Annotated in this window: 26 protein-coding genes; 17 read left to right on the plus strand and 9 right to left on the minus strand. The window is 59.7% G+C overall.

The window, feature by feature from the left end; translation table 11 throughout:
* Positions 1 to 88 precede the first annotated feature (88 nt).
* The 11 genes from ACIQY3_RS31840 (at position 89) to recX (ending at position 8151) form a co-directional block, all read left to right on the plus strand.
* On the plus strand, positions 89 to 598 hold the full coding sequence (locus ACIQY3_RS31840) for a phage baseplate assembly protein V (protein WP_403027988.1): 510 nt from the start codon (positions 89 to 91) through the stop codon (positions 596 to 598).
* Positions 598 to 996 carry a phage GP46 family protein gene (locus ACIQY3_RS31845; RefSeq protein ID WP_054047083.1) on the plus strand — a complete coding sequence of 133 codons (399 nt, stop codon included), beginning with the start codon at positions 598 to 600 and terminating at the stop codon, positions 994 to 996. The genes ACIQY3_RS31840 and ACIQY3_RS31845 overlap by 1 nt, the downstream gene beginning before the upstream one ends.
* Positions 986 to 2029 carry a baseplate J/gp47 family protein gene (locus ACIQY3_RS31850; protein WP_403027991.1) on the plus strand — a complete coding sequence of 348 codons (1044 nt, stop codon included), beginning with the start codon at positions 986 to 988 and terminating at the stop codon, positions 2027 to 2029. Before ACIQY3_RS31845 ends, ACIQY3_RS31850 begins: the two co-directional genes overlap by 11 nt.
* Positions 2017 to 2616: a YmfQ family protein gene (locus tag ACIQY3_RS31855; protein WP_123405856.1), complete on the plus strand. Its 600-nt coding sequence runs from the start codon at positions 2017 to 2019 to the stop codon at positions 2614 to 2616. Before ACIQY3_RS31850 ends, ACIQY3_RS31855 begins: the two co-directional genes overlap by 13 nt.
* 11 nt (positions 2617 to 2627) lie before the next feature.
* Positions 2628 to 4181 (plus strand): phage tail protein, encoded by a 1554-nt coding sequence (locus ACIQY3_RS31860; protein WP_403027993.1) that lies wholly within the window; start codon positions 2628 to 2630, stop codon positions 4179 to 4181.
* Position 4182: 1 nt separating this feature from the next.
* Positions 4183 to 4650, plus strand: a complete 468-nt coding sequence (locus ACIQY3_RS31865; protein WP_259699601.1) for a tail fiber assembly protein — start codon at positions 4183 to 4185, stop codon at positions 4648 to 4650.
* A gap of 257 nt (positions 4651 to 4907) precedes the next feature.
* Entirely contained in the window at positions 4908 to 5471 is a 564-nt protein-coding gene (locus ACIQY3_RS31870; RefSeq protein WP_403027997.1) for a glycoside hydrolase family 19 protein, read from the plus strand.
* On the plus strand, positions 5453 to 5971 hold the full coding sequence (locus tag ACIQY3_RS31875) for a lysis system i-spanin subunit Rz (RefSeq protein ID WP_403028000.1): 519 nt from the start codon (positions 5453 to 5455) through the stop codon (positions 5969 to 5971). The genes ACIQY3_RS31870 and ACIQY3_RS31875 overlap by 19 nt, the downstream gene beginning before the upstream one ends.
* Positions 5972 to 6051: 80 nt before the next feature.
* Positions 6052 to 6552 carry a CinA family protein gene (locus tag ACIQY3_RS31880; RefSeq protein WP_290027445.1) on the plus strand — a complete coding sequence of 167 codons (501 nt, stop codon included), beginning with the start codon at positions 6052 to 6054 and terminating at the stop codon, positions 6550 to 6552.
* 115 nt (positions 6553 to 6667) lie between these two features.
* Positions 6668 to 7675 (plus strand): recombinase RecA, encoded by a 1008-nt coding sequence (gene recA, locus ACIQY3_RS31885; protein ID WP_403028062.1) that lies wholly within the window; start codon positions 6668 to 6670, stop codon positions 7673 to 7675.
* 8 nt (positions 7676 to 7683) lie between these two features.
* Entirely contained in the window at positions 7684 to 8151 is a 468-nt protein-coding gene (gene recX, locus ACIQY3_RS31890) for a recombination regulator RecX (RefSeq protein WP_403028003.1), read from the plus strand.
* Positions 8152 to 8201: 50 nt separating this feature from the next.
* Here the strand turns inward: recX and ACIQY3_RS31895 are convergent, their stop codons facing one another.
* Positions 8202 to 9320 (minus strand): TIGR00730 family Rossman fold protein, encoded by a 1119-nt coding sequence (locus tag ACIQY3_RS31895; RefSeq protein WP_403028006.1) that lies wholly within the window; start codon positions 9318 to 9320, stop codon positions 8202 to 8204.
* Positions 9321 to 9788: 468 nt separating this feature from the next.
* Here ACIQY3_RS31895 and ACIQY3_RS31900 point away from each other — a divergent pair, with 468 nt between their 5' ends.
* A complete protein-coding gene (locus ACIQY3_RS31900) occupies positions 9789 to 9983 on the plus strand; it encodes a hypothetical protein (protein WP_054047053.1) in 195 nt (64 codons plus the stop codon).
* Here the strand turns inward: ACIQY3_RS31900 and ACIQY3_RS31905 are convergent, their stop codons facing one another.
* Positions 9984 to 10409: a PA3611 family quorum-sensing-regulated virulence factor gene (locus ACIQY3_RS31905; protein WP_403028010.1), complete on the minus strand. Its 426-nt coding sequence runs from the start codon at positions 10407 to 10409 to the stop codon at positions 9984 to 9986.
* A 190-nt stretch (positions 10410 to 10599) separates the two neighbouring features.
* Here ACIQY3_RS31905 and ACIQY3_RS31910 point away from each other — a divergent pair, with 190 nt between their 5' ends.
* From ACIQY3_RS31910 to ACIQY3_RS31920, 3 genes are all read left to right on the plus strand, one after another.
* The gene (locus ACIQY3_RS31910; protein ID WP_403028014.1) at positions 10600 to 11358 is read left to right on the plus strand and encodes a tRNA-uridine aminocarboxypropyltransferase; all 759 of its coding nucleotides are present in this window, start codon (positions 10600 to 10602) and stop codon (positions 11356 to 11358) included.
* Positions 11359 to 11567: 209 nt separating this feature from the next.
* On the plus strand, positions 11568 to 12218 hold the full coding sequence (erdR, locus tag ACIQY3_RS31915; protein WP_403028017.1) for a response regulator transcription factor ErdR: 651 nt from the start codon (positions 11568 to 11570) through the stop codon (positions 12216 to 12218).
* A 76-nt stretch (positions 12219 to 12294) separates the two neighbouring features.
* Positions 12295 to 12657: a diacylglycerol kinase gene (locus ACIQY3_RS31920; protein ID WP_007947182.1), complete on the plus strand. Its 363-nt coding sequence runs from the start codon at positions 12295 to 12297 to the stop codon at positions 12655 to 12657.
* Here the strand turns inward: ACIQY3_RS31920 and ACIQY3_RS31925 are convergent.
* Positions 12654 to 13580 (minus strand): LysR family transcriptional regulator, encoded by a 927-nt coding sequence (locus ACIQY3_RS31925; RefSeq protein WP_403028020.1) that lies wholly within the window; start codon positions 13578 to 13580, stop codon positions 12654 to 12656. The two genes, ACIQY3_RS31920 and ACIQY3_RS31925, sit on opposite strands and share 4 nt — an antisense overlap.
* 136 nt (positions 13581 to 13716) lie before the next feature.
* Here ACIQY3_RS31925 and fpr point away from each other — a divergent pair, with 136 nt between their 5' ends.
* Complete coding sequence (fpr, locus tag ACIQY3_RS31930) at positions 13717 to 14496, plus strand: ferredoxin-NADP reductase (RefSeq protein WP_003443014.1); 780 nt, start codon at positions 13717 to 13719, stop codon at positions 14494 to 14496.
* 130 nt (positions 14497 to 14626) lie between these two features.
* Here the strand turns inward: fpr and tsaA are convergent, their stop codons facing one another.
* From tsaA to rimO, 6 genes are all read right to left on the minus strand, one after another.
* On the minus strand, positions 14627 to 15325 hold the full coding sequence (tsaA, locus tag ACIQY3_RS31935) for a tRNA (N6-threonylcarbamoyladenosine(37)-N6)-methyltransferase TrmO (protein ID WP_403028022.1): 699 nt from the start codon (positions 15323 to 15325) through the stop codon (positions 14627 to 14629).
* A 189-nt stretch (positions 15326 to 15514) separates the two neighbouring features.
* Entirely contained in the window at positions 15515 to 16285 is a 771-nt protein-coding gene (locus tag ACIQY3_RS31940) for an SDR family oxidoreductase (protein WP_403028024.1), read from the minus strand.
* Between the two features lie 163 nt (positions 16286 to 16448).
* The gene (locus ACIQY3_RS31945) at positions 16449 to 16919 is read right to left on the minus strand and encodes a DUF1456 family protein (protein ID WP_092272289.1); all 471 of its coding nucleotides are present in this window, start codon (positions 16917 to 16919) and stop codon (positions 16449 to 16451) included.
* Between the two features lie 75 nt (positions 16920 to 16994).
* Positions 16995 to 17705, minus strand: coding sequence for an rRNA pseudouridine synthase (locus ACIQY3_RS31950; RefSeq protein ID WP_403028027.1), 711 nt, complete (start codon positions 17703 to 17705; stop codon positions 16995 to 16997).
* A gap of 191 nt (positions 17706 to 17896) precedes the next feature.
* On the minus strand, positions 17897 to 18370 hold the full coding sequence (locus ACIQY3_RS31955) for a GNAT family N-acetyltransferase (RefSeq protein ID WP_403028030.1): 474 nt from the start codon (positions 18368 to 18370) through the stop codon (positions 17897 to 17899).
* Positions 18371 to 18481: 111 nt separating this feature from the next.
* Positions 18482 to 19819, minus strand: coding sequence for a 30S ribosomal protein S12 methylthiotransferase RimO (rimO, locus tag ACIQY3_RS31960; RefSeq protein WP_403028033.1), 1338 nt, complete (start codon positions 19817 to 19819; stop codon positions 18482 to 18484).
* Positions 19820 to 20108: 289 nt separating this feature from the next.
* Between rimO and ACIQY3_RS31965 the strand changes: the two genes are divergently transcribed.
* Positions 20109 to 22010: a potassium transporter Kup gene (locus tag ACIQY3_RS31965; protein WP_403028035.1), complete on the plus strand. Its 1902-nt coding sequence runs from the start codon at positions 20109 to 20111 to the stop codon at positions 22008 to 22010.
* Positions 22011 to 22229: the final 219 nt, after the last annotated feature.

The following is a 22229-nucleotide window of genomic DNA, read 5'->3' on the forward strand; positions in this document are numbered from 1 at the left end:
CCATCACTGAAGTCGCCTGACCCACCGCCTTCGCGAGCAAGCCCGCTCCCACATGGGTCTGCATCGGTCCTGATTTAAAGGAAACCCAATGAGCCTACTGACACGCCTCCTGGCGCGCGGCACTGTCGTGCTCGCCAACTCGGCATCCAAGCTGCAATCGCTGCAAATGCGCCTCACCGCCGGTGAAGTGAACGATGACATGGAACACTTCGAGCCCTACGGTTTCACCAGTAACCCACTGGCCGGCGCCGAGGGCATCGCCACGTTTCTGGGCGGTGACCGTTCCCACGCCATCGTCCTGGTGGTCGCCGACCGCCGCTATCGCCTCCAGTCCCTGGCCGCCGGTGAAGTGGCGATCTACACCGACGAAGGCGACAAGATCCACTTCAAGCGCGGGCGGATCATCGACATCCAGACCGCGACCCTGAACATCCGCGCCAGCACTGCCGTGAACATCGATACACCCGTCATCAACCAGACCGGAAAAATCGTCTCCACGGGCGATCAAATCGCCGGCGGCATCAGCCAGCTCAAACACGTGCACGTCGGCGTCCAAGCGGGCAGCGGCCAGACCGGCGTGCCGGCGGGAGGTCAGTAATGCTCATCAGCCAGAACCTCCACGCCGCACTCACCCGCGCGGTGCTGATCAGCCTGTTCACCTGGCGCCGCGCCGCCGATGACGATGCCCTCGATGACGAGGAACGGTTCGGCTGGTGGGGCGATACGTTTCCCACCGTCGCCGACGACCGCATCGGCTCGCGGCTGTGGCTGCTGCGCCGGGTCAAGTTGACCCGGCAAACGCAGATGGACGCCGAATTCTATGCCCGCGAAGCCCTGCAATGGCTGATCGACGATGGCCATTGCAGTGCTATCGACATCATCAGCGAACGCCTCGACGCCCAGCGCCTGAACCTGCGCACGGTCCTGACCCTGGCCGATGGCGAGCGCCTGGACATCAACCCTGATAACAGTTGGCAGGTGATCTATGCCGTTTGAAACCCCTTCGCTGCCGGTGCTGATCAAACGCACCCAAAGCGACCTGGCCAGCGATTCGCTGCGCCAGTCCGATGCGCAAGTGCTGGCCCGCACCCTCGGTGGCGCCACGTATGGCTTGTATGGCTACCTCGACTGGATCGCCGAGCAGATCCTCCCGGACAAGGCCGACGAGTCGACCCTGGAACGGATCGCCGCCCTGCGCCTGAACCAGCCGCGCAAAGCCGCGCAAGCCGCCAGCGGCAGCGTCAGCTTTACCGCCAGCGCCGGCGCCGTGCTGGATGTCGATACCCTGCTGCAATCGAGTGACGGTCGCACCTACAAAGTGACCGCGTCACGCACCACCATCAATGGCCTCAACACCACCAGCATCGCCGCGCTCGACGCCGGCAGCCTGGGCAACGCCGACGCCGGCATGACGATGATTCCGGTGCAGCCGATTCAGGGCATTGCCGGCAACAGTTTTACGGTGCTGGCGCCGGGCCTGATCGGCGGCGTCGCCCGGGAAAGCCTGGAATCCCTGCGCTCCCGGGTGATCAGTTCGTATCGCATCATTCCCCACGGTGGCTCGGAGCAAGACTACGAAACCTGGGCGCTGGAGTGCCCCGGTGTGACCCGGGCCTGGTGTCGCGGCGGCCTCCTGGGGCCGGGCACCGTCAGCCTGTACATCATGCGCGATGACGATCCGCAACCGGTGCCGAACGCCGCGCAATTGGCGGAGGTGCAGGCTTACATCGAACCGCTGCGACCGGTCACGGCTGAGCTGCATGTGCTGCCTCCCATGCAAGTGCCGGTCACTTACACCTTGAGCCTGACTCCCGATACCAGCGCCGTGCGTGCTGCTGTCGAAGCGCAACTGCGTGACTTGCATAACCGCGAATCCGGCTTGGGCGACACCTTGTTGCTGAGCCACATTCGCGAAGCCATCAGCAGTGCAACCGGCGAAAACGACCACAAGCTGAAGGCGCCGACAGCCAATGTGATTGCCGAAAAATATCAGCTGCTGGCCTTTGGAGGCTGCGTATGGGAGGCATAAGAACTCCGGCGCAGTACGAGGCCCAATTGCGCAGCCTGTTGCCGAGTGGTCCGGCATGGGATCCGGAGCGCGTGCCGGAACTGGAGAAAGTGCTTGAGGGTATCTCTCAAGAGCTATCGCGCCTGGATGCACGTGCCGTTGACCTGCAAAACGAGATGGATCCGGCCGGGGTCAGTGAGTTGGTACCGGACTGGGAGCGGGTAATGAATTTGCCCGATCCATGCCTGGGAGAGGCGCCCCTGTTTGACGACCGTCGCCTTGCCGTTCGCCGGCGCCTGCTCGCGGTTGGCAGTCAGACCATCGGTTACTTCGTCGACATCGCGCGAAGCCAAGGGTATCCCCACGCGACTGTCACTGAATTTGAAGCCCCCCGAATGGGCCGCTCGCGTTTTGGTAGTGCGCATTTCGGCAGTTGGCAAGCTCAGTTCATGTGGACCCTCAACACCGGGGGCCGGCAGTTCATCGGTCGTCGATTTGGCGCCAGTTATTGGGGCGAGCATTTCGGCATGAACCCGGGTAGTGCCCTGGAATGCCTTATCCATCGAAGCGCGCCGGCTCATACCCGCGTGTACATCAATTATGACTAGAGGTTAGAAGTATGGATTACCCAAAAAACACACCCAGTGTCGGGCTAGTGAATGGACAGTTTGTGGATGAAAACCCGGTTGCAGGAACGCCGGGTTCTTTGATTCCGGCAACGTGGGGCAACGCCGTCACTCAGGAGATCCTGAATGTGATCAAGGCCGCTGGCATCGTGCCCAAGGAGGAGGTGTCGACTCAATTACTCGAAGCGATCCAGAGTTTTGCGGCCCATGATTTCAAGAACTCGGTGCGTGCCGCGACCACGGGGACGATTGCACTCAGTGGCTTGCAGAACATCGACGGCGTGCAACTGGCGGTGGCCGACCGGGTCTTGGTGAAAGACCAGGCCAATGCCGCGCAAAACGGTGTCTATGTGGCGGCGACCGGTTCATGGTCGCGAGCGGTGGATGCGGCTCAAGACTATCAAGTGACCACCAGTTTTATTGTGGCTACCGACGAAGGCTTGGTGAACAAGTCCCGCCTTTGGCAACTGACAACACCTGGCCCGATCAAAGTGGGTGCTACCGGCCTGACCTTCGAAATGCTGGCGGGCTACACCGGCGTGGCGCCTGGCGAATACCGCAAGGTCATGGTCAATGCGCGAGGTCAGGTAACGTCCGGCACCAATCCGGTCACGCTGGACGGCTACGGTATTGCCGATGCCTATACCAAAGTGGCGGCCAATAATGCCTTCGTCAAACAGGGCGGCGGTACCGGACAACTCGGCAATGCGGTATCGATTGGCTGGGATGGCAAGAACATCCTCATCCAGGTGGATGCCACCAGTTTTGGTGCCTTGTGGTGTGCCGCAAACTTCGATCCAAACTCAAAGGCTAACGTGGCGGACGTTTACAGCAAGACGGCGGTGAACGGCTTGCTTGATGGAAAAATCGCATCGGATGCCTGTTCGGTCGCCGGTTTTGCCGGGGGCAGTTCTGCCACGCCCTACATGAGGAACAGGAACACCAACGAAGTCATCACGCTGGCCAGAACGGCGACAACGCTTGGCGGTTATGGCATCACGGATGCCCCCACCACGGCACAAGTCAACTCGCAGGTGGACGCCCGGGTTTTGCGTGATTCCATCACCTACGCAGGGTTTGCCAGTAACGATGCCACGCTTCCGTACTTTCGGCGCGTCAGTGACAACGCCGTCTACTTCTTGCAGCCACGCCTGGGGTTTACACCGGTCCGGCAGGGAGGAGGGAACTTCCAGTCGACCAACACGGTAATGATCGGCTGGGCGGCTGATGGTACGTCGCTCAGGGCGCAAGTGGATGCGACTGATCTGGGCAGTATCTGGACCGACGGTATCGCCAATGCCAAGGCGGTCTTCGCGCAATCGACGACGGGGGCAGGGGCGGTTGGCTCCTATGCGCTGCTGGTGGTCGGCGGTGGCGGTGGTGTGGGAGCAAGTGAGCTTGCCGCCGGCGTCAATTGCCGGTTTACAGCCACTGACGGTTCCCCCTGGGGCGTTGCTCCCGCCGGAACATGGCGACTGATGGGCCATATTCGAAATGCGGACGGCCAAAGCCCCGACTCCACCACTCTATGCCTGAGGGTTTCTTGAAATGATGACAATACTCAATGCACGTCAGCCACGCTGGAATGACGTTGAACACACCTCGTTGAACCTGTTCGTAACGTTTGAGGAAACCAAGGACACGCTGGGGGAGGTGCCCTTTACGGCCTCGCCGAAAGACCCGGAACCCCATGGGCGTGAAGTGTTTGAACGTGCCGTTGCCCTGGAGTACGGCGATATTGCCGAGCCCTCTGAAGAAATCCTGACACGCGCTCAGCAGATGAAGTGTTCTGGGCTCTCGGCGTTGGCGACTTCGATGATTGCCAAGTTGCAGGGTGAACTCAATACGCTCCAGGACTCCGTGGCGCTGGAGATGGCCACTGAGACGGAAGTAGCATCGCTGCCGACGACCCAGGCACAACTGGACCTCTGGAGGAAATACCGAGTGTTGCTATCACGGGTAGAAACCCAGGCAACTTATCCCCATACGGTCGACTGGCCCAAACAGCCTGAGTGATCATTTTTAGTCGGTAGGGAACCGATTGCGCTTGCCTCTGATACCCCGTCAAAACTTCTTTTTAGTTGCTGGTTTAAAAGTCCCCAGGCGTCATTAACGTCTGGCGCTGGTCGGTGGGCAGGGGGGCGCAATTCGGTATCGCTGAATAAAAGCTGGAGACAACTAGATGGATTATCCAAAGGATTTACCCCGCTCTTTAAGGGCAGGACAGTTTCGATGAAGCGTTTTATCGCTGAACGGCTTTCCCGGGGGGCGCTATGACTGTTACGCAACAGCAACTCCAAAACATAATGCCCAACGCCCGCTCCCAAGCGGGCGTTTTCATTTCCGCCCTCAACACCGCCATGACCCATCGCAACATCAACACCCCGAAACGTATGGCCGCGTTTCTCGCGCAAGTCGGCCATGAATCCGGGCAATTGCAGTACGTGCGTGAACTGGGCAACAACCAATACCTGAGCAAGTACGACACCGGCACCCTGGCCTTGCGTCTGGGCAACACCCCGGAGGCCGATGGTGACGGTCAGAAGTATCGCGGTCGTGGGCTGATCCAGATCACCGGTCGTAATAATTACCGGGAGTGCAGCCTCGGCCTGTTTGGCGATGAGCGTCTGCTGTCGCTGCCTGAACTGCTGGAACAACCGCAATGGGCCGCCGAGTCCGCCGCGTGGTTCTGGGAGAAGAACGGCTTGAATGAATTGGCCGACCGCGACCAGTTCAACAGCATCACCCGGCGCATCAACGGTGGCTTGAACGGGCTCGAGGATCGCCTGCAACTCTGGGCGCGGGCGAGGGTGGTGCTATGCCAGCCTTCGGTCTGATGTCCTGGCGGGTGCTGGGCATTATTGTGTTAGCCGGTTTGTCGGGGTTGCTGGCCTGGCAGGTTCAGGACTGGCGTTACGGCCGGCAACTCGCGGAGCAGGCCCGGTTGCACGGCGAAACGCTGAATCAACTGACCCAGGCCGCCGCGACGCAACAACAGGCCGAGCAGGACAAGCGCCTGGCCCTGGAACAACGGCTGTCGGCCAGTGAACAAACCCATTATCGAGCGCTTAGCGATGCCCAACGTGATCAAGGTCGCCTGCGCGATCGTCTTGCCACTGCTGATGTGCGCCTGTCAGTCCTCCTCGATGCCCATGACGTCGCCGCAACCTGTGCAATGCCAGCCGCCTCCGGCACCGGCGGCGTGGATCATGGCGCCCCGCGCGCCCGACTTGACCCGGCGCATGCTCAACGAATTATCGCCATCACCGACGCCGGCGACAGCGGATTGATTGCCTTGCAGGCCTGTCAGGCTTATATCAGCGCTTTGGCTCGCTAACATTTTGATCGGTTCTGTGTCTTGCCAGCGCGATTGGCTCGTGTACGGTGGTTCCATTCAGCCCGATCAGGAGAGGGACCGTGAAAGAAATCACCCAGCTGGCCGCTGAACTTGGCAGACGCCTGCAGGTTCTCAATGCCCACGTCACCACCGCCGAATCGTGTACCGGTGGCGGGATAGCCGAGGCGATCACCCGTATTCCCGGGAGTTCGGCGTGGTTCGAGGCCGGCTATGTGACGTATTCCAATCGCCAGAAAACCCTGCAACTGAATGTGCCCGAGGGGCTGTTCGAGACAGTGGGGGCGGTCAGTCGCGAGGTGGTCGAAGCCATGGTGCGTGGCGCGCAGGACAAAAGTCATGCGCGGTTTGCCGTGGCGGTCAGCGGTGTGGCGGGGCCGGATGGCGGTTCTCCGAGCAAGCCGGTGGGCACGGTCTGGCTGGCCTGGGGCGTTGGCGAGCAGCTGTTCAGTGAGGTCCAGCACTTCCCCGGCAACCGCGACGAGGTCCGCCGACAAACGGTGAAGGCCGCGCTAGAGGGGCTGCTGCGCCATGCTGCTGGAGAAATCTCAAATCAGGGGTAGGCGATCCTGAATCGCTGTGGAATAATACTGGCTACTTATACAGGTGTTGGCCGTCAGGCCTTATTGATTACGTGAGGACTTTAATGGACGACAACAAGAAGAAAGCCTTGGTCAGATCGAACGTCAATTACGCAAGGGAGCCGTAATGCGTATGGGCGATCAGGACCGTCAGGCGATCCCGGCTATCTCCACTGGCTCTCTGGGTCTGGACATCGCGCTCGGCATTGGCGGCCTGCCAAAAGGCCGTATCGTTGAAATCTACGGTCCTGAATCCTCCGGTAAAACCACGCTGACACTGTCCGTGATCGCCCAGGCTCAAAAAGCCGGCGCGACCTGCGCATTTGTCGACGCCGAACACGCCCTCGACCCTGAGTACGCCGGCAAACTGGGCGTCAACGTCGACGACCTGCTGGTTTCCCAGCCGGACACCGGTGAGCAGGCCCTGGAAATCACCGACATGCTGGTGCGTTCCAACGCGGTTGACGTGATCATCGTCGACTCCGTAGCCGCCCTGGTGCCAAAGGCTGAGATCGAAGGCGAAATGGGTGACATGCACGTGGGCCTGCAAGCCCGTCTGATGTCCCAGGCGCTGCGTAAGATCACCGGTAACATCAAGAACGCCAACTGCCTGGTTATCTTCATCAACCAGATCCGTATGAAAATCGGCGTGATGTTCGGCAGCCCGGAAACCACCACCGGTGGTAACGCGTTGAAGTTCTATGCTTCGGTTCGTCTGGATATCCGCCGTACTGGCGCGGTGAAAGAAGGTGACGAGGTTGTCGGTAGCGAAACCCGCGTCAAGGTTGTGAAGAACAAGGTGGCTTCGCCGTTCCGTCAGGCCGAGTTCCAGATTCTTTACGGCAAAGGCATCTACCTCAACGGTGAGATGATCGACCTGGGTGTTCTGCACGGTTTCGTCGAGAAATCCGGTGCCTGGTACGCCTACGAAGGCACCAAGATCGGTCAAGGCAAGGCCAACTCGGCCAAGTTCCTGGCAGACAACCCGGAAATCGCCGCGAAGCTCGAAAAGCAGCTGCGTGACAAACTGCTGACCCCAGCGCCGGACGTTAAAGCATCGCCAGTCAAACAGACTGCTGATGACCTGGCTGACGCTGATATCTGATTGATCCGATGACCGCCGTACTCGATACACTCGTCGCGGTGCGGCGAACCGCAATGGACCTGCTCGCACGACGCGAGCATGGTCGGGTCGAGCTGACGCGTAAACTGCGTCAGCGCGGCGCCCTCCCTGAAATGATCGACACAGCACTCGACCGGTTGACGGAAGAGGGACTGCTGTCCGAGTCCCGCTACCTCGAAAGCTTCGTTTCCTACCGCGCTCGTTCCGGCTACGGGCCATTGCGCATTCGCGAAGAACTGAGCCAGCGTGGCCTGCAACGTAACGACATCGAACTCGCATTGCGCGAGAGCGGTATCAACTGGCAGGAACAACTGGAAGACACTTGGCGGCGCAAGTTTGCCGGGCATCTACCGATAGACATGCGCGAACGCTCCAAGCAGGGGCGTTTCCTGGCTTATCGGGGGTTTTCCATGGAGATGATCAACCGCTTGTTCAGCGGTCGAGGGATGGACGATTAAATGAAAACGGCCCGCTATTTCGATAGCGGGCCGTTTTTTTTGCCTGTTGTTTACGTCACCTTGGACGGTTCCCGTGTGCGCTGCTGCGCCTGGGGTTTGGGTTGCGCCCAGTTTTCCGGCAGATTGATGTAGTCCACCAATTCTCGCAGGCGCCCATGATCACGGGCATTGAAGGTGAAGGCGAGTCGCGCCAGATGGCTGAACTGCGGCTCATCGTGCTCCTCGCCGCTATAGACATGCTGATGGAAGTGGTCACTAAGGCACAGGTCGGCGAATGCCGTTTGCATGTGTTCAAGCGCACCGTCGCTGAGCTGGTGATTCATCCGAATCACGAACTGATGCTTGAGCCAGCGACTGGAGTGGAAGTTACTGTAGAACTGGTTGATCTGCTCCACCGCCTCTTCGGCGCTGTAGACCAGGCTCACCAGCTTCATGTCGGTCGGCAGGATGTAGCGGTTTTCCTCCAATTGATGATGGATGAAGTCCAGCGCGCCTTGCCAGAACGTGCCCCCCGGCGTATCCAGCAACACCACCGGCACCAGTGGGCTTTTGCCGGTCTGGATCAGGGTCAGCACTTCCAGCGCTTCGTCCAGTGTACCGAAACCGCCCGGGCACAAGACCAGCGCGTCGGCTTCCTTGACGAAGAACAGCTTGCGGGTAAAGAAGAAGTGGAAGGACAGCAGGTTGGTGGTGCCCTGGACGGTAGGGTTGGCATGCTGCTCGAAGGGCAGCGTGATATTGAACCCCAGGCTGTGTTCCAGGCCGGCACCTTCATGGGCGGCTGCCATGATGCCGCCTCCGGCACCAGTGATGACCATCAGGTCCGAGCGCGCCAACGCGGCGCCGAGCTCCCGGGCCATGCCATACAGCGGATGTTCGATCGGTGTGCGGGCCGAGCCGAAAACAGTGACTTTGCGTCGGCCCTTGAACTGTTCCAGCACACGGAATGCGTGCTCCAGTTCGCGCAGGGCTTGCAGGGTGATCTTGGCGTTCCAGCGGTTGTGATCTTCCTGGGCCATGCGCAGCACGGTCAGGATCATGTCGCGGTAAATCGGGATGTTCGGGCTGTTGGGTGAAACCAGGTTGAGTTGTTCTTCGACCTTGCTGGTGAGGTCGTGGCCGCTTTCTTCGAAATGACGGCTGAGGAGGTCATTCGGTTGGTAAGGCATTCAACTTCTCCTTATGCACAGAACCCTTGGCCCCGACAAAACAGTCGTCAGTGCCGCGACACCCCTTGTGTCGCTGTCTGCCCAAGCCCTTGCCTGGGCGATCCACTTGACCCGCGTTGCAATCGGGTCATCCATACAGGCTCTGTTTTTCCCTTGGATGAAAGAAACATTCGCACAACAAGACGTATAACGGGCGGCCCCTTTCCCACCCTCAAAAGTGAACAGGACTACTCTGAATCTAGACCTTCACGGTGATTTGCGCTGACTTGATCATTGCGCCGCAAAGTCTTTCCTGGCAACCGCTTATTGACGATTTGCAAGGTGGTTTCACCGCTCGTCTGAACGCAAGCCCGGTGGCTGTGGCTCTGATTTACTAAGTTACAGGTGTGACACGACAACTTTGCGTCAAAGGCAGTACGCAAAGTGTTAGCGGTTCAGGGATTTGAGTGAGCAGGGAGGCGGGAAATCATGGCCAGATTGATTCTGGAGATCGATGCGCAACTGTATCGATTATTGAAGTCGTCAGCAGAGACCAATCATTTGAGTCTTGAAGAGGAGTGCTGCCGGCGTCTGGGCGGCGGTGAGCGCCGCTCGCGTTATTTGCAGGCCTTGCTTGCAGAACTGCGCGCCGAGGATGAACAGCGGCGCGCCAATTCCCGATGATTACTTCTTCTTGGCCGGGGTCGCTTTCGGGCAATCCGATTCCTGATAACTGGCGGAACCGACCGAACGGTTGGTCTTCACCTCAGTGAAGTCGTAACGCATGACCGCGCCCTTGGCCATCAGTTTGCGGAACGATGGGTTGTTGCAGACAGAGGCACCCAACTGGAAATACACGGCTTTCGGATCGGCACGCATCTTGTCGGCGTGGCTGCTTTGCACGCTCAAGTGGTTGATCAGCGTGTTGCCTTCGACGGTGTAGCCCTGATCAAGAATGTCCTCGTTGATCGCCCGTGGCGTGCCGACGCTACTTTGTACGGCGACGTTGCGCAGCTCTCTGTTGAGAGTTTGCTCACTCAAGGAAGCAGCCTGAGCGCTGAGGGACGACGCCAATAGAACGGCAGCGGTGGGAACGATAAGGCGCAGCATGAAACTCTCCTGGTTCAGTGACTGGTGGTTTCGACCCGTCACATGACTGTGCGTTCAGTGGCGGCGAATTATAGGGGAGCGGGCCCCGACGGTACAGGCTTGCGCCGGCCGCTCTGATAAACTGCCGGCACTTTCTGCCTTACCGAGTGTTTTTTGTGTCGATTTTCCTTACCTGTCGGCGTTGCCTGCGATGAACACCCTGCCTGCTCACTTTGCGGTCAACGCCGTGGCCCGCTTGCGCGATGAGCGCGAAGAGGAAGGCATCAAGCCGATTCAGGCCCGTGGCTGGCGAGCACCGCGTTGCCGTGCCTGCCGCGTGATCGAGAGCCATTGCCTGTGCGCCTGGCGACCGCAGGTCGAGACGCGTTCCGGCGTGTGCCTGATCATGACCAACAAGGAAGTGTTCAAACCCAGCAATACTGGCTGGTTGATTGCGGATGTGGTCCGCGATAACCATGCGTTCATCTGGTCGCGCACCGAAGTCGATCAGCAATTGCTGGATCTGCTGGCCGACCCGCAATGGCAGCCGTATCTGGTATTTCCGGGGGAGTACGTCGAGCCCGAGCGCGTGACCAACAGCGTCGCGGCCGATAACGCCAAGCGCCCGCTGTTCATTCTGCTGGACGCCACCTGGACCGAGGCCCGGAAGATATTCCGCAAAAGCCCCTATTTCGACCGGTTGCCGATTCTCAGCCTGCTCCCGGAGAAACTCTCCCGGTACCGCTTGCGCCGCTCGACCCGCAGCGAGCACTTGTGCACCGCGGAAGTGGCCGCACTGTGCCTGGATCTGGCGGGCGATACCGACGCGGCATCGGCACTGGACGCTTACTTCGATGTGTTCAGCCAGCACTACCTGGATGCCAAGCACCAGTTGGACATGAATGTTGAAACGCCGGCCCACGCCGAGTTGATGCCGTTTGTGCAGAACACGGTTCCGGTGATCGGCTGATTGTCGCCCATACTGCAAAGAACTGTACCGGCCACGCACCTTGACCACCCTGACTTCGCTGGGCATGCTTGGCGCCGATTAGGGCGCGGCCAAAGTTTGATACGCCGACTTCTTTGCGTGATTGCCACGTAATTGGCGTTGAACGTGCCCTGTTGGTGCAGCTCCGTGGCTGCGCCTTGAGTTGTTTGAAAAACAGGATCATTTGAAAAATGGCCACATACGAAATCCTGATTGCCGATGACCATCCTCTTTTTCGCAGTGCCCTGCACCAAGCGTTGACCCTGGGCCTGGGCCCGGATGTCCGTCTGGTGGAAGTGGCGAGCATTGCCGAACTGGAAACCCACCTCGACGAAAAATCCGACTGGGACCTGGTCCTGCTGGACCTGAACATGCCGGGGGCCTACGGTTTTTCCGGTCTGGTGCTGCTGCGCGGCCAGTACCCGCAAATTCCGGTGGTGATGGTCTCAGCCCAGGAAGAAGCCTCGATCATGGTCAAGTCCCGGGAATTCGGCGCCAGTGGTTTCATTCCCAAGTCGAGCGACTTGAGTGTCATTCAGAAAGCCGTGCGTGCGGTGCTCGATGGCGACGTCTTCTGGCCGCCCCAGGCGTTCGAAGCGGTCAGTGTTTCCGCCGAAGCCAAGGCTGCCAGTGAGGGGCTTGCCAGCTTGACGCCCCAGCAGTTCCGGGTGCTGACTATGGTGTGCGAGGGTTTGCTGAACAAGCAGATTGCCTACGAGCTGAGCGTCTCCGAAGCGACAATCAAGGCCCACGTGACGGCGATCTTCCGCAAGCTGAATGTGCGGACCCGAACCCAGGCGGCGTTGCTCTTGCAACAACTTGAGTCAATTTCGAGCCACTAAAGCGCAGCAGATTCACGCTTTTTTGACTTTCTTTACTCTAGCTTTCCCACTCCTTTTTGGTTCAGTTGCCTACTCTATGTCACCTTTTAAAGGCCAGACCGGCCTAAAACGCATCCTCAACGCCTCTGGCTACTCGCTGGATGGCCTGCGCGCCGCCTTCACCGGTGAAGCGGCTTTTCGGCAACTGGTGTTGCTCAACGTTATCTTGATTCCGATTTCGTTCTTCCTGAACGTCAGTCGCGTCGAGCAAGCGCTGCTGATCGCGGTTTGCCTGCTGGCCTTGATCGTCGAGTTGCTCAATTCGGCGGTAGAAGCGGCGATTGACCGCATTTCCCTTGAGTTGCACCCGCTGTCCAAGAACGCCAAGGACATGGGCAGTGCCGCGCAATTCGTGGCGTTGACCATGATTGCGTTGGTGTGGGCAGTGATTCTGCTTTAAGCGATGGTGGGCAGCACGATCTCGTCGCTGCGCTGCACCCCGGCGGTGAAGGCGCGGCACAGATCGAGGAATTCGCGCATCGCCGGCGTCTGAAATTTCTGTTTGTGCCAGATGAAATAGAACTGCCGCGCCAGGTCCAGATCCGGTGTCTCTACCGCCACCAGGCTGCCTCGGCGGAAGGCATCGCGCAGGGCCAGCCGCGAAATGCAGCCAATCCCCAAGCCTGACTCCACCGCGCGTTTGATCGCTTCGGTGTGTTCCAGCTCCAGGCGAATATTCAGCGAGCTGCGATGGTGCCGCATGGCCTGATCGAAGGTCAGCCGCGTGCCAGAGCCTTGTTCGCGTAGAATCCAGGCCTCATGGCTCAGCTCTTCCATGGTCGCGATGCCGCGTTTGGCCAATGGATGCTGGGGCGCACAGAACACCACCAGTTCATCTTCGACCCAACTCTGCACTTCGATGTCCGGGTGGCTGCAGTCGCCTTCGATTAGACCCAGATCAATTTCATAGTGGGCGACTTGTTGCACGATGTTAGCGGTGTTCTGCACATGCAGCTTCACTTGGCTTTCCGGGTGACGCTGCATAAAGCTGCCGATCAGCAGCGTTGCCAGGTAATTGCCGATGGTCAGGGTCGCACCGACCGCCAGCGAACCGAAACCTGACTTGCCGTTGAGCAGGTCTTCAATTTCCTTGGATTGATCAAGCAACGCCACCGCTTGGGGCAATAGCTGTTTGCCGAGGGCGTTGAGGCTCAGCCGTTTGCCGGCGCGGTCGAACAGCTGGCAGCTGGACTGGCGCTCTAGCTCGGTGATCGAGGTACTGGCCGCCGACTGCGAGAGGTTGAGCAGACCCGCAGCACGGGATACGCTTTCCTGCTGAGCAACGGCGACGAAGACTTGAAGTTGACGTAGAGTAAATCGCATATCTATATAACCGATAACCCTTATCTTAATAATCCAGTTAACAGATATTGTGGCTGCCATTAGAATGCGATGCAATTGCGCACGGCTGGTTCTCTGGCAGAGCAGCGCAGACCCAATCTCCAGGAGTCCCACGTACATGAGCAACATGAACCACGAGCGTGTCCTCAGTGTTCATCACTGGAACGACACTCTGTTCAGCTTCAAGTGCACCCGCGATCCGGGCCTGCGCTTCGAGAACGGTCAGTTCGTGATGATCGGCCTGCAACAGCCCAACGGCCGCCCGCTTATGCGTGCTTACTCGATTGCCAGCCCGAACTGGGAAGAGCATCTCGAGTTCTTCAGCATCAAGGTGCCTGATGGCCCGCTGACTTCCCAGTTGCAGCATCTGAAGGAAGGCGACGAGATCATCATCAGCAAGAAGCCTACCGGCACCCTGGTGCTGGATGACTTGAAGCCTGGCAAACATTTGTACCTGCTCAGCACCGGTACCGGTCTGGCGCCGTTCATGAGCGTCATCCAGGACCCGGAAACCTACGAGCGTTTCGAAAAAGTGATCCTGTGCCACGGCGTTCGCTACGTCAACGAAGTCGCCTACCGCGAATTCATCACCGAGCACCTGCCGCAGAACGAGTTCTTCGGCGAGGCCTTGCGTGACAAGTTGATCTACTACCCGACCGTGACCCGCGAGCCGTTCGAGAACGAAGGTCGCCTGACCGACCTGATGCGCAGCGGCAAGCTGTTCAGCGACATCGGCCTGCCGCCGATCAACCCGCAGGACGACCGCGCCATGCTGTGCGGCAGCCCGAGCATGCTCGACGAAACCAGCGAAGTGCTGAACAGCTTCGGCCTGAAAGTTTCGCCACGGATGCGCGAGCCGGGTGACTACCTGATCGAGCGTGCGTTCGTCGAGAAGTAAGCCGAACTCATCTGCTCTGCTTTCCCTGTGGGAGCGGGCTTGCTCGCGAAAGCGGTGTATCAGTCGACATTCAAGTTGACTGTCACACCGCTTTCGCGAGCAAGCCCGCTCCCACAGTGGTTTTTGGTGTTCAGACTTTTGCGGGGATGACCTCGAGGACGCGGATCACACCCGCCTCGGGATAATGCCAGCGCACATCCAGATCCCAGAACTGCGCGCCATATTCTCGTTCGGGTGTAGGAACCTGGTACGCCGGACGTGGGTCTTGTGCCAGGCATTGATCGATCAGCGCAACCAAAGGCTCGCCAAGGCGCTGAGCGTGCTCGTGAGCCTGTTGCAACGCTGACTCCGCCCACCGCACGGGAATCAACTGCGGCGCAGCGCTGGCGATGCTGTTGGAGGCGCTGTCGATGATGTCGGCGTAAGGCACGTAGGGTTTGATGTCGAGAATCGGCGTGCCGTCCAGCAGGTCGATGCCGGAGATGAACAGGCGATTGGCTTCGACCTTGTCCAGCTTCACCACGGATTGCCCGATGCCATTGGGGCGGTGCGTCGCGCGGGTGGCGAACACGCCCATGGATTTGTTACCGCCCAGGCGAGGAGGGCGGACTTTGAGGCGTGGCTTTTCTTCCAGGGCTTGATGAAACAGGAACAGCAGCCAGACATGGCTGACCTGCTCCAGGCCTTGCACCGCATCGCCCTGATCGAACGGCGCCACCAGTTCCAGCACCCCGCGAGCGGCCGGGGCCAGTTGCGGTTGGCGCGGAATGGCGAATTTCTCCTTGAAGCAGGAGCGCACGAAGCCGATGGGGGAAACGCTGTAGGTCATGGTTTGGGGTCGAGGCGGGGTATGAGGCGGGCATGATAACCCGATCGACCTTGGAATCGGCGGTGACAGGTAGGGCCCCTTCGCGAGCAAGCCCGCTCCCACAGGGGATCTACTGTGCTCACAAATTTTGTGACCAACATAAATCCAATGTGGGAGCGTGGCTTGCCCGCGAAGGCCGCACCGCCAATCTCAGAGACTAAACCCCCCATCCAACGGAATGATATTCCCGGTCATATAAGCCCCCGCCGTGCTCGCCAGGCTGATCGCCAGCGCTGCCATTTCTTCCTCCCGGCCCCAGCGCTTCATCGGGATCAGCGCCGTATCCTCCGCCAGCGCCTGTTCATCGTTGCCGATGTGCTGGGTCATCTTGCTTGGGAATCGCCCCGGTGCGATCACATTGACGTTGATGTGCTGGCTCACCAGTTCCCGCGCCAGAATCCGCGACAATTGATGCAGGGCCGCTTTACTCGGCCCGTAGGCATAAGCCTGTTCACCGAAGGAAGAAATCCCGGCCACCGAGCCAATGTTGATGATCCGCGCCGGATTGGCTTCAGAACCTGCCTTGCGCAATAACGGCAGAAACTGCTGGATGCAGTTGAACACTGACGTCACGTTGAGCTGCATGACCTTTTCCCAGCCCTTGATCGGGTAGCTTTCCAGCGGCGCGCCCCACGTGGTGCCGGCGTTGTTCACCAGAATGTCCAGGTGTTCGATCTGCTCGCCCAGGCGCGTCGCCAGTTGCAGCACACCTTCTTCATTGGCCAGGTTCGCCGCGATGCCGTGGCAGGTGCCGAAAGCACTCAATTCTTTGGCGGTTTGCAGGCAGGCCTCGGCATCCCGGGCGCAGACGTACACGGTCGCGCCGGCCTCGACATAAGCCTTGGCGATCATTTTGCCGATACCACGGGTGCCGCCGGTCACCAGGGCGGTGCGGCCTTGCAGGGAAAAGTACGGGTGCATGGCGAATCCTGAGAGCTGAGGGTCACTACACCCTAGTCGTCAGCCGCTGGAAGCGGAGCCACTATTTTTGCGAGGAATGAGCGGCCATTCGGCCATGTAGGAGCTGTGTAGGAGCTGTCGACAGCTCCTACACAGCTCCTACAAAGTACATCCGCTGCGTACGTTACTGCGGACGAACGCGCAGGGTCAGGCCCTTGAGGAAGTTGCGCAGCAACTGGTCGCCACAGGTGCGGTAGTTGGTGTGGCCGAACTTGCGGAACAGCGCGCTCAGCTCAGGCTTGGACACCGGGAACTCGGAGGCCTTGAGGATCGCATGCATGTCGTCTTCTTTCAGCTCGAAGGCCACGCGCAGTTTCTTCAGGATGATGTTGTTGGTCACCGGCGTTTCGATCGGCTGCGGCGGACGGCTTTCGTCCTTGCCACGCTTGAAGATCACCAGGCCATCGAGGAAGTGCGCCATGACTTCGTCCGGGCAGCGTACGAAGCCTTCTTCGTCTTCTTCTTTCTTGTCGAGGTAGGTCAGCAGGTCTTCCATGGACACGTCCATGCCGCCAATCTTGATGATCTCGATGAGTTTCTTGTCGCTGATGTCGAGCATGTAGCGCACGCTGCGCAGTACGTCGTTATGAATCATGGTGTGCAGTCCTGATATTCAGCAGTGGGCGCCGCATAAGCAGCGGCGCCGAAATGTAGGGCGGCGTGAAAAGTCTTAGAACTTCTCTTTGCCGGACAGGTAGCGCCATTGCCCCAGCGGCACTTTGCCGATGGACACGCCGCCGATGCGAATGCGGCGGATGGCGACGACCTTCAGGCCGACGGCCTGGCAAAACAGGGCGATCACGTCCGGTTGTGGGTTCTTCATGGCAAAGCGCAGACGGTTTTCGTTCTGCCAGCTGGCCTTGACCGGCGGCAGTTCCTTGCCCTTGTAAGTCAGGCCGTGGTTCAGGCGGTTGAGGCCGTGGGCCACCATGTCGCCTTCAACCTCGACCACATACTCTTGCTCGATTTTCGCCGAGTCGGCGGTGAGCTTGCGCAGGATCTTCCAGTCCTGGGTGAACACCAGTAGACCGCTGGCGTTGGCCTGCAGGTCAGTGCTGGCGGTCAGGCGCAGGAAGTGGCCCTTGAGCGGACGTTTGCTGAAGCGGTGTTCTTCGCTCAGGGTTTCGGCGCTGATGCTGGCCATGGCCGTTTCCGCGTCCATGCCCGCCGCGACGTTGAACAGAATGGTCACTGGCTCCGGCGCGGTGGCCTTGGCCTCCGGGTCGAGCTCGACTTTCTGGTTTTCGACCTTGAACTGCGGCTCGTCGATGACTTCGCCGTCCACGGTGACCCAGCCGCCCTCGATGAACAGCTCAGCCTCCCGACGGGAACAGCCGACGAGTTCGATGAGGCGTTTGGAGAGACGAATCGGGTCAGTCATGACAGGGCCGTAACAAAAAAGGGGTGGGCATTGTACCTGCTGGGCGCCGGTTAATCCCGGCTCCATTTGCCGCAGGTGCTTTTAATGTGGGAGCGGGCTTGCTCGCGAATGCGGTGGATCAGTCAATTTATCTGTTGAATGACACACCGCATTCGCGAGCAAGCCCGCTCCCACCGTTGTTTTGCGTTGTGTCAGCCATTGCGCGTCAATTGCTGCGCCTGGCGCAACCGCATATGCAACAACGGATAAGGCTGGCCCATGCCATCGACCTCCGAACGGCCTATCACCTCAAACCCCTGCTTGAAGTAAAACCCCAGCGCCTGCGGGTTCTGTTCGTTGACGTCCAGTTCATCGGCGTTCAGGTGTTCCAGGGCATAGCGCAGCAGTTGCTTGCCCAGGCCCTGGCCGCGATGGGCCGGGTCGATAAACAGCATTTCGACCTTGCCCGCCGCAACGCCGGCGAACCCGGTGATGCGTTGGCGCGAGTCCTTGGTGCAGATCAGCATCACTGCGTCGAGGTAGCGGGTCAGCACCAGGTTTTTCAGCAGGTCGATGTAGCTGTCCGGCAGAAAGTCATGGGTGGCGCGCACCGAGGCCTCCCAGACCCGGGTGAGTTCTTCGTAGTCACTTTGTTTAGGGGTGTGGATGACCGAATGGTGGCGCATGCCCGCCTGCCTCTCATGGATGAATGATGCGAATCCGTTCTCCACAAAACGATAGACGTAAAAAAGCCCCGCATCTCGTCAAGAGAGCGGGGCTTTTCGTATTTTTTGCGTTTAGATCTGTTCAGCCCACAGGTCGTATTCGTCGGCGTCGGTCACTTTGCACCAGACTTTATCGCCTGGTTTCAGGTTGCTGCCGTTGTCGATGAACACGTTGCCGTCGATTTCCGGGGCGTCGAAGAAGCAGCGGCCAACCGCGCCTTGCTCGTCGACTTCGTCCACCAGCACTTCGATTTCACGGCCGACGCGCAGTTGCAGGCGCGCCGAGCTGATGGCCTGTTGGTGCGCCATGAAGCGGTCCCAACGGTCTTGCTTGACGTCGTCCGGCACGATGGCCGCGTCCAGCAGGTTGGCCGGGGCGCCTTCGACTGGCGAGTACTGGAAGCAACCCACGCGGTCGAGCTGCGCTTCGGTCAGCCAGTTCAGCAGGTACTGGAAGTCTTCTTCGGTTTCGCCGGGGAAGCCGACGATGAAGGTCGAACGGATGATCAGATCCGGGCAGATTTCGCGCCAGTTCTTGATCCGCGCCAAGGTCTTGTCTTCGAAGGCCGGGCGTTTCATGGCTTTCAGGACTTTCGGGCTGGCGTGCTGGAACGGGATGTCCAGGTACGGCAGGATCTTGCCGGCGGCCATCAGCGGGATCAGCTCGTCGACGTGCGGGTACGGGTAAACGTAATGCAGACGCACCCAGACGCCGAGGCTGCTCAGGGCTTCGCAGAGTTCGGTCATGCGGGTTTTCACCGGCGCGCCGTTCCAGAAACCGGTGCGGTATTTCACGTCGACGCCGTAGGCGCTGGTGTCTTGGGAGATCACCAGCAGCTCTTTGACGCCGGCCTTGACCAGACGCTGGGCTTCGTCGAGTACGTCACCGACCGGACGGCTGACCAGTTTGCCGCGCATCGACGGGATGATGCAGAAGCTGCAGCTATGGTTGCAGCCTTCGGAAATCTTCAGGTACGCGTAGTGGCGCGGGGTCAACTTGATGCCTTGCGGCGGCACCAGGTCGATCAGCGGGTTGTGATCCTGGCGCGGCGGCACGGCGTCGTGCACGGCGTTGACCACTTGCTCGTACTGCTGCGGACCGGTCACGGCCAACACGCTCGGGTGCACCTTGCGAATGTTGCCTTCTTCGACGCCCATGCAGCCGGTCACGATGACCTTGCCGTTTTCCTTGATGGCTTCGCCGATGACTTCCAGCGATTCAGCCTTGGCCGAGTCGATGAAGCCGCAGGTGTTGACCACCACGACATCGGCGTCCTCGTAAGTGGACACGACGTCATAGCCTTCCATGCGCAGCTGGGTAAGGATGCGCTCGGAGTCGACCAGTGCTTTGGGGCAACCCAGGGATACGAAGCCAACCTTTGGATTGGCCGGCGCAGGAGTGGTGGACATGTCTAACCTCGGTATTTGTGGCGCCTCCAGCCGAAGACGGCAAGGCGACAGACGGGCGCTATGTTGCGCCTCTGGTCAAAAAGTGCGCAATTCTAGCGATGAGACGCTCACTTGACCAGCTTTATGCAGGGAAATACGACGAGTGCTGCGCTATGCTTCGCGCCGTTACGCTTTACCGAATTTTTACAGTCAACAAATCGTCTGTAACCTTAAGTAAATCAGCGCATGCTGCACGGCAAAGCATAGTGCTTCTTATAAGAAGTCCGGGTCTGAGTAGTAGGAGTTTTGGATGGGGCAGGCAAGTAGTCAGGCGGCGGGCGCCGAGCATTCGGCAGCAAAACCGATCGGCATGTTGGTTGCGGCGGTCGGGGTGGTTTACGGCGATATCGGCACGAGCCCGTTGTACACCCTCAAAGAAGTGTTCTCCGGTGGCTATGGCGTACCGGTCAACCATGATGGCGTGCTGGGCATCCTGGCACTGATCTTCTGGTCGCTGATCTGGGTCGTATCGTTCAAATACATGATGTTCGTGCTGCGCGCCGACAACCAGGGCGAAGGCGGGATCATGGCCTTGACCGCGCTGGCGCGGCGGGCGGCGGCGGGGCATCCGAAGTTGCGCACCTTGCTGGTGGTCTGCGGGTTGATCGGTGCGGCACTGTTCTACGGCGACAGCATGATCACCCCGGCGATTTCCGTGCTTTCGGCGATTGAAGGCCTGGGGCTGGCATTCGATGGCATTGACCATTGGGTGGTGCCGCTGTCGTTGATCGTGCTGGTGGCGCTGTTCCTGATTCAGAGCCACGGCACCGCGCGCATCGGCATTCTGTTCGGTCCGATCATGGTGACGTGGTTTGTGGTGCTCGGCGCCCTGGGCGTCTACGGCATCCTCCAGCACCCGGAAGTGTTGCAAGCGATGAATCCGGTGTGGGGCGTGCGTTTCTTCGTCGCGCATCCGGGCATGGGTGTGACCATTCTTGGCGCCGTGGTCCTCGCGCTGACCGGTGCCGAAGCCCTGTACGCCGACATGGGCCACTTCGGCCGCAAGCCGATTGCCCGTGCGTGGTTCATCCTCGTGCTGCCGGCGCTGGTGCTCAACTACTTCGGCCAGGGCGCGTTGCTGCTTGGCGATCCGGAAGCTGCGCGCAACCCGTTTTATCTGTTGGCGCCGAGCTGGGCGTTGATCCCGCTGGTCGGCTTGTCCACCATGGCCACGGTGATTGCGTCCCAAGCGGTGATTTCCGGTGCGTTCTCCCTGACCCGTCAGGCGATCCAGCTCGGTTACATCCCACGCATGCACATCCGCCACACCTCCAGTGCCGAACAGGGCCAGATCTACATTGGCGCGGTGAACTGGTCGCTGATGGTTGGCGTGATCCTGTTGGTGTTGGGCTTCGAATCCTCCGGTGCCCTGGCCTCGGCCTACGGCGTCGCGGTGACGGGCACCATGCTGATGACTACCGTGCTGGTGTCGGCGGTGATGTTGCTGCTGTGGAAATGGCCGCCGATCCTCGCAGTGCCGGTGTCGATCGGTTTCCTGTTGGTCGACGGTCTGTACTTCGCCGCCAACGTGCCGAAAATCGTACAGGGCGGGGCGTTCCCGGTGATCGCCGGTATCGTGCTGTTCGTGCTGATGACCACCTGGAAACGCGGCAAGCAACTGCTGGTCGAGCGTCTCGACGAAGGCGGGCTGCCGCTGCCGATCTTCATCAGCAGTATCCGCGTGCAACCGCCGCACCGCGTCCAGGGCACCGCCGTGTTCCTCACCGCGCGCCCGGATGCCGTGCCCCACGCGCTGTTGCACAACCTGCTGCACAACCAGGTGCTGCATGAACAAGTGGTGTTGCTGACCGTGGTGTATGAAGACATTCCGCGGGTCCCGGCCTCCCGGCGTTTCGAGGTGGACTCCTACGGCGAAGGGTTCTTCCGGGTGATCCTGCACTTCGGCTTCGTCGACGAACCGGACGTGCCGCAAGCGCTGAAACTGTGCCATCTCGACGACCTGGACTTCAGCCCGATGCGCACCACCTACTTCCTCAGCCGCGAAACCGTCATCGCCTCCAAACTCGAAGGCATGGCCCGCTGGCGCGAGGCGCTGTTCGCCTTCATGTTGCAGAACGCCAACGGCAACCTGCGATTCTTCAATCTGCCGTTGAATAGGGTGATTGAGTTGGGGACGCAAGTGGAGATGTAAGCGTTATGAAAAGCCCCCGTTACCGGTTTGGTGGCGGGGGCTTTTTTGTGTCCGGTCACATCACCTCACTACAACGAAGATCCCCCTGTGGGAGCGGCTTGCTCGCGAAGAGGCCGTGTCAGTTGAGCCCTGTGTTGAATGACCCACCGCTTTCGCGAGCAAGCCCACCCCCACAGGGGATTTTTGGTGTTGCCAGAATGAAAAAGCCCCCGCAACCAA

The sequence above is a fragment of the Pseudomonas sp. NPDC096950 genome (assembly GCF_044762525.1).
Classification (GTDB): domain Bacteria; phylum Pseudomonadota; class Gammaproteobacteria; order Pseudomonadales; family Pseudomonadaceae; genus Aquipseudomonas.